This is a genomic window from Pseudomonas sp. TH31 (assembly GCF_016650815.1).
Lineage (GTDB): Bacteria > Pseudomonadota > Gammaproteobacteria > Pseudomonadales > Pseudomonadaceae > Aquipseudomonas.
Window position 1 is genome coordinate 7,501 of sequence record NZ_JAEKEZ010000005.1, and the last position, 11,277, is coordinate 18,777.

Annotated in this window: 8 protein-coding genes and 3 pseudogenes; 9 read left to right on the plus strand and 2 right to left on the minus strand. The window is 60.0% G+C overall.

Annotation, left to right across the window (positions count from 1 at the left end):
• Window positions 1-132: 132 nt before the first annotated feature.
• Complete coding sequence (locus JFV26_RS01745; protein ID WP_201189194.1) at window positions 133-1,482, minus strand: aspartate aminotransferase family protein; 1,350 nt, start codon at window positions 1,480-1,482, stop codon at window positions 133-135.
• A gap of 138 nt (window positions 1,483-1,620) precedes the next feature.
• On the opposite strand from JFV26_RS01745, the gene JFV26_RS01750 reads away from it, so the two are divergent.
• The 7 genes and pseudogenes from JFV26_RS01750 (at window position 1,621) to JFV26_RS01780 (ending at window position 9,598) form a co-directional block, all read left to right on the plus strand.
• Entirely contained in the window at window positions 1,621-2,541 is a 921-nt protein-coding gene (locus JFV26_RS01750; protein WP_201189196.1) for a LysR family transcriptional regulator, read from the plus strand.
• Window positions 2,542-2,662: 121 nt separating this feature from the next.
• A pseudogene (locus JFV26_RS01755) lies at window positions 2,663-4,056 on the plus strand (uracil-xanthine permease family protein).
• Between the two features lie 87 nt (window positions 4,057-4,143).
• Window positions 4,144-4,794, plus strand: coding sequence for a TetR/AcrR family transcriptional regulator (locus tag JFV26_RS01760; protein ID WP_201189198.1), 651 nt, complete (start codon window positions 4,144-4,146; stop codon window positions 4,792-4,794).
• Window positions 4,795-4,801: 7 nt separating this feature from the next.
• Window positions 4,802-5,383 carry an IMPACT family protein gene (locus JFV26_RS01765; protein WP_201189200.1) on the plus strand — a complete coding sequence of 194 codons (582 nt, stop codon included), beginning with the start codon at window positions 4,802-4,804 and terminating at the stop codon, window positions 5,381-5,383.
• A 606-nt stretch (window positions 5,384-5,989) separates the two neighbouring features.
• Window positions 5,990-7,531: pseudogene (locus tag JFV26_RS01770) on the plus strand (ABC transporter ATP-binding protein); the annotation flags it as partial.
• A 34-nt stretch (window positions 7,532-7,565) separates the two neighbouring features.
• Entirely contained in the window at window positions 7,566-8,672 is a 1,107-nt protein-coding gene (locus JFV26_RS01775) for an ABC transporter permease (RefSeq protein WP_201189202.1), read from the plus strand.
• Entirely contained in the window at window positions 8,672-9,598 is a 927-nt protein-coding gene (locus tag JFV26_RS01780) for an ABC transporter permease (protein WP_201189204.1), read from the plus strand. Before JFV26_RS01775 ends, JFV26_RS01780 begins: the two co-directional genes overlap by 1 nt.
• Here the strand turns inward: JFV26_RS01780 and JFV26_RS01785 are convergent.
• Complete coding sequence (locus JFV26_RS01785) at window positions 9,595-10,017, minus strand: hypothetical protein (RefSeq protein ID WP_201189206.1); 423 nt, start codon at window positions 10,015-10,017, stop codon at window positions 9,595-9,597. The two genes, JFV26_RS01780 and JFV26_RS01785, sit on opposite strands and share 4 nt — an antisense overlap.
• Window positions 10,018-10,099: 82 nt before the next feature.
• Between JFV26_RS01785 and JFV26_RS01790 the strand changes: the two genes are divergently transcribed.
• A complete protein-coding gene (locus JFV26_RS01790) occupies window positions 10,100-10,465 on the plus strand; it encodes a MerR family transcriptional regulator (RefSeq protein ID WP_201189621.1) in 366 nt (121 codons plus the stop codon).
• A 23-nt stretch (window positions 10,466-10,488) separates the two neighbouring features.
• A pseudogene (locus JFV26_RS01795) lies at window positions 10,489-11,177 on the plus strand (SDR family oxidoreductase).
• The last annotated feature ends 100 nt before the right edge of the window (window positions 11,178-11,277 follow it).

The window sequence follows — 11,277 nt, forward strand, 5'->3', positions numbered from 1 at the left end:
GAAATTTTGTTCACCGGCGCCCATCGAGGGGCGCCTGTTTAAAGAAGGCTTTTGCAGGAGCAGAGCTTGCTCGCGATGGCAGCCCCAAGGACGCCATCGCAGGCAAGCCTTGCTCCTACAGGTCATGTCGAATCAGTCGATCTTGTTCAGCACTTCGCCGACCGCATCGAACAGACGATCCAGGTCCTGCGGCTTGCTGTTGAAGGTTGGGCCGAACTGCAGGGTGTCGCCGCCGAAGCGCACATAGAACCCGGCTTTCCACAACGCCATGCCCGCTTCGAATGGACGCACAATCGCATCGCCGTCACGCCCGGCAATCTGGATCGCGCCAGCCAAGCCGTAGTTACGAATATCGATAACGTTCTTCGAGCCTTTCAGACCGTGCAACGCATTTTCGAAATGCGGTGCGATTTCGGCCACGCTCTGAACCAGGTTTTCCTTTTGCAGCAGGTCGAGTGCCGCCAGGCCGGCAGCACACGCCACTGGATGCGCGGAATAGGTGTAGCCGTGCGGGAATTCCACCGAGTACTCCGGCGTCGCCTGGTTCATGAAGGTGTGATAGATCTCGGAGCTGGCAATCACCGCGCCCATCGGGATCGCACCGTTAGTGACTTGCTTGGCGATGCACATCAGGTCCGGGGTCACCCCGAAGCTGTCGGCACCGAACATCGAACCGGTACGGCCAAAACCGGTGATCACTTCGTCGAACACCAGCAGGATGTTGTGCTGATCGCAAATGTCGCGCAGACGCTTGAGGTAACCCTCAGGCGGCACCAGCACACCAGCGGAACCGGCCATTGGTTCGACAAATACCGCAGCGATGTTCGAGGCGTCGTGCAGTTCGATCAGTTTCAGCAGCTCATCGGCCAGGGCAATACCGCCCTCTTTCGGCATGCCACGGGAGTAAGCATTGCTGGCCAGCAAGGTGTGCGGCAGGTGATCGACATCCATCATCGCCTGACCAAACATTTTGCGGTTGCCGTTTACGCCGCCGAGGCTGGTGCCGGCGATGTTCACGCCGTGGTAACCACGGGCACGGCCAATCATTTTGGTTTTGGTCGCCTGGCCTTTCAGACGCCAGTAAGCACGCACCATCTTCACGGCCGTGTCCGCGCACTCTGAACCCGAGTCGGTGAAGAACACGTGATTCAGATTACCCGGCGTCAGGTCGGTGATTTTCTCGGCCAGTTGGAACGACAGCGGATGGCCGTACTGGAAACCTGGCGAGTAATCCAGGGTACCCAACTGTTTGGCCACCGCGTCCTGGATTTCCTTGCGAGTGTGCCCGGCGCCGCAGGTCCACAGACCCGAGAGCGAATCGTAGACCTTGCGGCCCTTATCGTCTGTCAGCCAACTGCCTTCGGCCGCAACGATCAGTCGCGGATCGCGCTGGAAATTGCGGTTCGCGGTGTAGGGCATCCAGTGCGCATCCAGTTTGAGCTGGCTGGCCAGGGAAGACGGGGCGTTTTCGGGCAAGTTCATGAGCAAAACCTCGCAGGGCAATAAGCGGCATAGAGATCAAAAGCGTTCTTGCAGCTAAATTGCCACGGGGATAAAGTCGGTGAAATCCAACTCTTCTAACGTTCAGTCTGCCATCCACTAAACTTTGAGTACCCACGCATGAGCACTCGCCGCCCCGATCCGCTGGCACAAGTCAGCGACTTTGATATTCGCCTGCTGCGGATTTTTCGCAGCGTGGTGGAATGCGGCGGGTTCTCTGCAGCGGAGTCAGTGCTGGGCATCGGCCGCTCGGCCATCAGCCAGCAGATGAGCGACCTGGAACAACGCCTTGGCCTGCGCCTGTGCCAACGCGGTCGTGCCGGGTTTTCCCTGACCGAAGAAGGTCGCGAGGTCTACCAGTCGGCGTTGCAGCTATTAAGTGCGCTGGAAAGTTTCCGCACCGAGGTCAACGGCCTGCATCAACACTTGCGCGGCGAGTTGACCATCGGCCTGACCGACAACCTGGTCACCCTGCCCCACATGCGCATCACCCACGCGCTGGCGCAGTTGAAGGAGCGCGGGCCTGACGTACAAATCCAGATCCGCATGATCGCTCCCAATGAAGTCGAACAAGGGGTGCTCGACGGGCGCCTTCACGTTGGCGTGGTGCCGCAAGCCAGCGCTTTGTCGGGGCTGGAATATCAACCGCTCTACAGCGAACGCTCGCTGCTCTATTGCGCGGTTGGTCACCCATTGTTTTATGTCGACGACAAGCAACTGGACGACGCGCGCCTCAACAGCCAGGACGCCATCGCGCCGACCTTCCGCCTGCCCGCCGACATCCAGGCGCATTACCAGGCGCTCAATTGCACTGCCAGCGCTTCGGACCGCGAAGGCATGGCGTTCCTGATTCTGACCGGGCGCTTCATCGGTTACCTGCCGGACCACTACGCCAGCCTCTGGGTGCAACAAGGTCGATTGCGCGCACTCAAACCCGCCGTGCGTTTTTATGACTTGAGCCTCGCATCGGTCACCCGCAAGGGCCGTCGCCCCCATTTGGTGCTGGAAAGCTTTCTGGAGAGCTTGGCAGCGACGCGCTAAAAGCCATTAAAGCCAAGCCACGCTGGGCGGCGCAGTAAAAAACGATTAATAACCTGAGCACCTGGACAGCTTTTTGCAGCGCATCAGCACCTTGATCCGTCAGCAATGAGTTCCTACGCCCATGCAGCCAGAATCCTCAACCCCAAGCGATTTGATCTACGGCCTCAACGATCGCCCAAAACCCCTCGCCGCGATCCTCGCCGCCCTGCAACACGTGCTCGCCAGTTTCGTCGGCATCATCACTCCGCCGCTGGTGATCGGTTCGGCGCTGGGGCTGACCGCTTATTTGCCGTACTTGATCAGCATGGCGCTGATGGTCTCCGGCGTCGGAACGTTCATTCAGGCACGTCGACCATTCGGCATCGGCGCCGGGATGATCTGCCTGCAAGGCACCAGTTTTGCGTTTTTGGGCGCGGTGTTGTCCGCCGGTTTTCTGGTCAAGCAACGGGGCGGCAGCCCGGAAGACATTCTGGCGATGATCTTCGGCGTGTGCTTTTTCGGCGCTGTGGTGCAGATCGTTTTGAGCCGCTTCATCGGCCAGCTGCGCCGGGTGATCACGCCGCTGGTGACCGGGATTGTCATTACCTTGATTGGCATCAGCCTGATCAAGGTCGGCATCACTGACCTCGGCGGTGGTTTCAACGCGGCGGATTTCGGCGCCCGGGAAATCTGGCGCTGGGCGTGTTCGTGCTGTTGACGATTGTCCTGCTCAATCGCTCGAACACGCCATGGATTCGCCTTTCGGCAATCATCATTGGCCTGGTGCTCGGCAGCCTCGCGGCATGGTTCAGCGGCAAACTGGTCCCGCAGCCATTGCCCGACTTGCCGCTGGTCAGCCTTCCGATCCCGTTCCGGTTCGGTTTCAGCTTCGTCTGGACGGCTTTCCTGCCCGTAGCGCTGATTTATCTGATCAGCACCCTCGAAACCGTCGGCGACCTCACCGCCAACTGCATGCTCGCCCGCCAGCCCATCAGCGGCCCTGCTTATATAAGCCGACTCAAGGGCGGCGTATTGGGCGACGGTTTCAGCTGCCTGATCGCCGCGACCTTCAGCGCGTTCCCCAACACCACGTTTGCGCAGAACAACGGCGTGATCCAGTTGACCGGCGTCGCCAGCCGTTATGTCGGCCTGTACATCGGCGCCGTGCTGTTTTGCCTCGGGTTGTTTCCGCTGATTGGCGCGGTGTTGCAGCAGATCCCCAAACCGGTGCTCGGCGGCGCAACCCTGGTGATGTTCGGCAGTGTCGCGGCGGCCGGCGTGCGTATCCTTGCCCAGGCACCACTGGATCGGCGCAGCATGTTGATCATCGCCACGTCGTTCGGCGTTGGTCTGGGCATCGCCGCGCAACCAGGCCTTTTGCACCTGCTGCCGCAACTGGTGCAAAACCTGTTCGACTCGGCGATCACCAGCGGCGGTATCACCGCGATTCTGATGTGCCTGTTATTACCCGAGTCGAAAACCCAAATGCTTGACGCCAATCCCCCGTTAAAAAGCGACCCGATCGAGCAGCTATAGGGGTTTTATTGCCTCAGGACTTGTCTGAAACCTGTGGGTGCGCTATCAACGCACTGGTTGCACCCACAGACTATTTCGGAAGTGCCTATGACCTTTGAAGTCCCCGCCCACGGCGGCAAACCTGCCAGCCGCATTCGTCAAAAGAACGAAGAGACGATCCTCAAAGCCGCCGAAGATGAATTCGCCCGCCACGGGTTCAAAGGCACCAGCATGAACACCATCGCCCAGAATGCCGGGTTGCCCAAAGCGAACCTGCATTACTACTTCACCAACAAGCTTGGGTTGTACGTGGCGGTGCTGAGCAACATCATCGAGTTGTGGGACAGCACGTTCAATACCCTGACCGCCGAAGACGATCCGGCCGAGGCGCTGACCCGTTACATCCGCGCGAAGATGGAGTTTTCCCGACGCCAGCCACAGGCCTCGCGAATTTTCGCCATGGAAGTGATCAGTGGCGGCGAGTGCCTGACCGAGTATTTCAACCAGGACTATCGCGCCTGGTTCCAGGGCCGGGCCGCCGTGTTCCAGGCGTGGATCGACGCCGGCAAGATGGACCCGGTCGACCCGGTAAACCTGATCTTCCTGTTGTGGGGCAGCACTCAGCATTACGCCGACTTCGCCACCCAAATTTGCCGTGTCAGCGGGCGCGCCAAGCTGACCAAGCAAGACATGGAAGACGCCGGCACCAACCTGATCCGCATCATCCTCAAGGGCTGCGGCCTGACACCGGCTATCTAAGTCCTTTATGCCTTTTACCCTCAGCGGCTTTAGCGAATACCGCGAAGAGATTCGCAAAAGCCGCTTCATCACGTTCGCCGGGCCGATCAGCAGCCCGGCGCAAGCCCAGGTGTTCATCGAACAACACAGTGACTTGAACGCCTCACACAATTGCTGGGCCTGGAAACTTGGCGACCAGTACCGCAGCAACGACGATGGCGAACCCGGCGGGACTGCTGGCCGGCCAATTCTGGCGGCGATTGAAGCGCAGGATTGCGATCAGGTCGCGGTGCTGGTGATTCGTTGGTATGGCGGCATTCAACTCGGCACCGGTGGGCTTGCCCGTGCTTATGGCGGCGGTGCGAACAAATGCCTGCAAGCAGCGCCGAAGGTTGAGCTGATCAGCCGGGTGCCGGTGAGTTGCGCGTGTGGGTTTGGTGAGTTGGCGTTGGTGAAATTGCGGGTCGCGGAGTTGGGTGGGTTGGTGGTGGAAGAATCCTTCACCGCTAATGGCGTGGAGCTGAAATTGGCCATCGGAGAACAGCAAATCGATACGCTGCAATCGCACCTCGCAGATCTCAGTCGCGGGCGGATTTTGTTGCAGCGTTAAAACAAGATCAAAAGATCGCAGCCTTCGGCAGCTCCTACCGTGGGACCGCGATCTCTTGTAGGAGCTGCCGAAGGCTGCGATCTTTTAGGGCATCCACAATTTCCCGTGCACGCCACACTTGCCCACATCTGCTGTGCACCCGGCTGTGGATAACCTGAGTACATTCTGCTGTAACCCTTCTGTCATGCGGCTTTGCGGGCTTTGTTCACTTTTCGTCCAAAGTCCTGTAAAAAACCCTAAATCAACGAAAAAACAAATAGTTAGCTCGGTTTATCACCTTTAGAAGATAGCCGCACAGTGCTTATGCCCGAGCGTTGAGCTTGCGCACAAATACTGTGGAGCAACCTGTGGATAACCCGTTCATGGCTGGCGCAGCCCCGTGTCCGGCATAGCTTGCAGCCGACTGCTCGTTTTTTGATCAAATAGATCCGGGCGAAAGCGGAGCCTGATCAAAACCATTGCCCTCAAGTGGTGCCTGATTCATCAGCGAACAGTTCCAGACGCCCCCGCAAAGCCCTGACCAGCAAGGCTTTACGAAAATTCCTGACTCTATGGCCAGAAAATTGCTTTATCCACAGGCATAACTCCAAGCGAGCCGAGCCCGTCATGCCCAACCCCGATCCTGTCCCCTATCAACTCCCACGCCTGCAACTGCGCAACATCAGCAAACGCTACCCCGGTTGCCTGGCCAACGATGCCATCGACCTGAGCATCGCTCCCGGCGAAATCCATGCCCTGCTCGGCGAAAACGGCGCGGGCAAAAGCACATTGATGAAGATCATCTACGGCGCCACCCACGCTGATTCCGGGGAAGTGATCTGGCAAGGACAACGCATTGCCATGCGCAATCCCGCCCAGGCACGCGGGCTTGGGATCGGCATGGTGTTCCAGCACTTCTCGCTGTTCGAAACCCTCAGCGTGGCGCAGAACATTGCCCTGGCCATGGGCGCGGCGGCCGGTACGCCGAAACAGCTTGAGCCAAAAATTCGCGAGGTGTCCCAGCGCTACGGCATGGCACTGGAGCCGGAGCGACTTGTCCACAGCCTGTCCATCGGCGAACGGCAACGGGTGGAAATCATTCGCTGCCTGATGCAGGACATTCGTCTGCTGATTCTCGATGAGCCGACTTCGGTGCTGACGCCGCAGGAAGCCGCCGAATTATTCGTCACCTTGCGCCGGCTGGCTGCCGAGGGCTGCAGCATTCTGTTTATCAGCCACAAGCTCGGCGAAGTCCGCGCCTTGTGCCACAGCGCCACGGTGCTGCGCGGCGGTCGAGTGGCCGGGCATTGCGTGCCGGCCGAGTGCTCGGATCAGCAACTGGCGCGGTTGATGGTCGGTGAAGCCGCCGAACTGATCACCGATTACCCGAAGGTCATCGGCGGCAATACATTTTTAAACGTGAGCGGATTGTCCTGGCATAACCCGGACCCGTTCGGTTGCTCGCTGAAGGATATTCATCTTGAAGTGCGCAGCGGTGAAATCGTTGGGGTCGCCGGGGTCGCGGGTAACGGTCAGGATGAGTTGCTGGCGTTGCTCAGCGGTGAAGAACGACTGAACCGAAATGCCGGCACGACCCTCAGTTTCGCCGGACAAGCCGTCGCCCATTTGCGCCCTGATGCCCGCCGTAAACTCGGCCTGGCGTTCGTGCCCGCCGAACGCCTGGGTCACGGCGCGGTACCTGAGTTGAGCCTGGCCGACAACGCCCTCCTCACGGCTTTTCAACAAGGGCTGGTAAGTAAAGGCCTGATCCAGCGCAGCAAAGTCGAGGCACTGGCCGAAGAGATTATCCGCCGTTTCGGGGTGAAGACTCCCGATACCCGGACGCTGGCGCGCAGCCTGTCCGGCGGCAATTTGCAGAAATTCATCCTCGGCCGGGAAATCCTCCAGCAGCCAAAACTGCTGGTGGCCGCGCACCCGACCTGGGGCGTGGACGTCGGCGCGGCCGCGACCATTCACCGGGCGCTGATTGCCTTGCGCGATGCCGGCGCGGCGATCCTGGTGATCTCCGAAGACCTCGATGAACTGTTCCAGATTTGTGATCGCCTCGGCGCCTTGTGCAGTGGTCGCCTGTCGCCGCTCAAGGCCACCGTCGACACGCAACTGACCGACGTCGGCGGCTGGATGGCCGGCCAGTTCGACGCCCCCGCTCACCTGCCCCCACAACGCATTAACGGAGTTCCATATGCTGCTTTCTCTCGAACCCCGTGGCCAGCAATCGCGCCTGATGTTGTGGTGCTCGCCGTTACTGGCGGCGGTGCTGGCCCTGGGCTGCGGCTCATTGCTGTTTATCGCGTTGGGCCACGACCCGTTGCTGACCTTGCACACCTTGCTGATCGCGCCGATCAGCGACTTGTATGGCGTTTCCGAACTGCTGGTCAAAGCCCTGCCGATTCTGCTTTGCGCGCTGGGCCTGGCGGTGGCGTATCAGGCACGAATCTGGAACATCGGCGCCGAAGGCCAGTTGCTGCTTGGCGCCCTGGCTGGCAGTGCGTTGGCGGTGAACATCATCGGCATGCAAAGTCGCTGGGCGCTGGCGCTCATCCTGCTCACCGGCACGCTGGCTGGCGCGGCGTGGGCCGGGCTGACGGCGTGGTTGCGTACCCGCTTCAACGCCAATGAAATTCTCACCAGCATCATGCTCAATTACATCGCTCTGAACCTGCTGCTGTTCTGCGTGCACGGGCCGTTGAAAGACCCGGCCGGGTTCAACTTTCCGGAGTCGGCCATGTTTGGTGATGCCAGCCGATTACCGTTGTTGATGGAGGACGGTCGGGTTCACGCCGGTGTTTATTTCGCCCTGCTCGCGCTGGTCGCGGTGTGGGTGCTGTTGCAGAAAAGTTTTGTCGGGTTCCAGATCAAAGTGCTCGGCCTGGACAAGCGCGCCGCCGGTTTTGTCGGCTTTCGCGAGAAGCGGCTGATCTGGCTGGCGCTGTTGATCAGCGGTGGCTTGGCGGGGTTGGCCGGGGTCTGCGAAGTCACCGGGCCGATCGGCCAACTGGTGCCGCAAGTCTCGCCGGGGTACGGCTATGCGGCGATCACCGTGGCATTTCTCGGACGGTTGAATCCGATCGGCATTCTGTTTTCCAGCCTGTTGATGGCACTGCTGTACATCGGTGGCGAGAGCGCACAGATGAGCATGAACCTGCCGCAAGCGATCACCCAATTGTTCCAGGGGATGATGCTGTTTTTCCTGCTGGCCAGTGACGTGCTGATTCTTTACCGACCGCGTTTAAACCTGCGCTGGGCCCGCCGCGCCCCCGTCACCGCCGTAACCGCAGGAGCGCTGTGATGGATATCGATCTGCTGAGCAATATTTTCTACGCCATGGTCCGCTGCGGTACGCCGTTGCTGTTGGTGGCGCTGGGCGAACTGATCTGCGAGAAGAGCGGCGTCCTCAATCTGGGCCAGGAAGGCATGATGCTGTTTGGCGCGGTGATCGGTTTTATCGCCGCGCTGAACAGCGGCAACCTGTGGCTCGGCGTGTTGCTGGCGATGTTCGCCGGGATGCTGCTGTCGTCGCTGTTTGCCTTGGTGGCGCTGGTGTTCAACGCCAACCAGGTGGCCACCGGATTGGCGTTGACGATCTTCGGCGTGGGTCTGTCGACGTTTGTCGGCGCGGCGTGGGTCGGTAAACCGCTGGCGGGTTTTGAGCCGGTGGTGATTCCTTATTTGAGTGAAATCCCGCTGATCGGGCGGATGCTGTTTGCCCAGGATCTGCTGGTGTACCTGTCGTTCGCGCTGTTTGCGCTGGTGGTCTGGGTCATTCTGAAAAGTCGTGTGGGCTTGATCATTCAGGCCGTCGGCGAAAACCCGGACGCGGCCAGCGCGATGGGGTTGCCGGTGCTGGGTGTCCGAACACTGGCGGTGTTGTTCGGCGGAGCCATGGCCGGATTGGCGGGGGCGTATCTGTCTTTGGCGTACACGCCGATGTGGGCCGAGAACATGAGCGCCGGTCGCGGCTGGATTGCCCTGGCGCTGGTGGTGTTTGCCAGTTGGCGGGTGTGGCGGTTGCTGCTCGGGGCGTACCTGTTCGGGCTCGCCAGCATCCTGCATCTGGTGGCGCAGGGGTTGGGGCTGGCGATTCCTTCGAGCTTGTTGGCGATGCTGCCGTATGTCGCGACCATTGTGGTGCTGGTGCTGTTATCACGGGATGCGGTGCGTACGCGGTTGTATGCGCCGGTTTCGTTGGGGCAGCCTTGGCAGGGTGGGCATTAGGCGTAAGCAGGTCTGGCCCGCGAAGGCGTCCGGACGGGCAACACCTGAACCACGCCCCACGCCAATTCAAAGAACAGGAAAATCACCAATAGCGAACTGGCGCCGTGGGCCAGGGCATAAGCCTGCCAAGCCGCAAACAGGAACCGCCCCACCGCGTCATACCGACCGTAAATCTGCTGCGGATCACGAATCCGCAACACCGCCCACACGCACACAATCGACCCCAACAAATTCGCCATCAGCATGTGCATCGGCGCAAACGCCGGCAGCTCTCCAGGCAGATTCAAGCTCTGGCTCACACTCACCAACGCCCCATGCAACGCCGCAAAACTCCAAGGCGTGACAAACACCGCCGTCACGATCAAGTCATACCAGGCACTGCCACGCACCAACCGGCGATATTGCGTTGAAGTCCACATCAGCCTTGCTCCATAAATTCGGGGAGCAACAAGGCTAAAGCCTGGAGTATGCTCCAGGGTCAAGCCTTCTCGAGACGTCATGATGCGCATCGGTGAATTAGCCCGGGCCAGCGCCGTCAGCCGCGACACACTGCGCTTCTACGAGCAACGCGGGTTGATCGCCGCGCAACGCAGCACCAACGGTTACCGCGATTACCCGGCGGACATGGTGCAACTGGTGCTGTACATCAAGACCGCTCAACGTCTGGGCTTTACCCTCGGTGAGATTGGCAACAGCGTCGCCGCGTTGTGGCAGTCGCCCGACCCGGACAGCGCCGTCACGCAATTACTGCACGACAAGCTCAAGCTGATCGAAACCCGCATGGCCGAACTCGGCGCTCTGCGCAATGAGTTGCAGCAACGGCTCGGTCAGCATTGTCCTTTGAGTCAGTATCCACTGAATCCGTAATCCACTTATCAAGGAAGCCACTCATGTCCACGGCAAAAACCGCACTCATCATCGGCGCCTCCCGGGGCCTGGGCCTCGGGCTGGTGAAAACCCTGCTGGCCGACGGCTGGCAAGTCACCGCTACCGTGCGCAACCCGCAGAACGCCGAGGCGCTGCAAGCGCTGGGTAAGGTGCGGATCGAAAAGCTCGACATGGATGATCAGCAAGCCGTCATCGCCCTGAGCCAACAGCTCAAGGGTGAAGTGTTTGACCTGCTATTCGTGAATGCCGGCATCAAGGGCCCGGAAGTTCAGACGCCGGGGGTGGCGCGACGCTGGCCGAAGTCGGGCAACTGTTTTTCACCAACACCGTGGCGCCGATCAATCTGGCCCAGCGTTTCATCGGGCAGATCCGTGACGGCAGCGGCGTGTTGGCGTTCATGAGTTCCGGGCTGGGTAGCGTAACCGCGCCGGATGCACCGGAACTGGCGCTGTACAAGGCCAGCAAAGCGGCGCTGAACTCCATGACCAACACCTTCGTGACGCAATTGGGCGAGCAGAAACTCACTGTGTTGTCACTGCATCCGGGCTGGGTGAAGACTGAGATGGGCGGTGAAGGTGCAGACATCGATGTGGAAACCAGCATCCGCGGGGTGGTCGATCAGGTGAATGCGTATACCGGCAAGGGCGGGCATTATTTTGTGAACTACAAGGGTGAAACCATTCCCTGGTAACAACGCCCTCCCCCTGTAGAAGCTGCCGTAGGCTCGGGCCGCGTTCGGACGATCTTTTGATCTTGATTTTCAGCAATCCAGAAAAAGTCCAAGATCAAAA

Coding starts and splice junctions, on each gene's coding strand:
- JFV26_RS01745 (WP_201189194.1), bottom strand. CDS start 1,482: ATGAACTTGCCCGAAAACGCCCCGTCTTCCCTGGCCAGCCAGCTCAAA.
- JFV26_RS01750 (WP_201189196.1), top strand. CDS start 1,621: ATGAGCACTCGCCGCCCCGATCCGCTGGCACAAGTCAGCGACTTTGAT.
- JFV26_RS01790 (WP_201189621.1), top strand. CDS start 10,100: ATGCGCATCGGTGAATTAGCCCGGGCCAGCGCCGTCAGCCGCGACACA.
- JFV26_RS01775 (WP_201189202.1), top strand. CDS start 7,566: ATGCTGCTTTCTCTCGAACCCCGTGGCCAGCAATCGCGCCTGATGTTG.
- JFV26_RS01765 (WP_201189200.1), top strand. CDS start 4,802: ATGCCTTTTACCCTCAGCGGCTTTAGCGAATACCGCGAAGAGATTCGC.
- JFV26_RS01780 (WP_201189204.1), top strand. CDS start 8,672: ATGGATATCGATCTGCTGAGCAATATTTTCTACGCCATGGTCCGCTGC.
- JFV26_RS01785 (WP_201189206.1), bottom strand. CDS start 10,017: ATGTGGACTTCAACGCAATATCGCCGGTTGGTGCGTGGCAGTGCCTGG.
- JFV26_RS01760 (WP_201189198.1), top strand. CDS start 4,144: ATGACCTTTGAAGTCCCCGCCCACGGCGGCAAACCTGCCAGCCGCATT.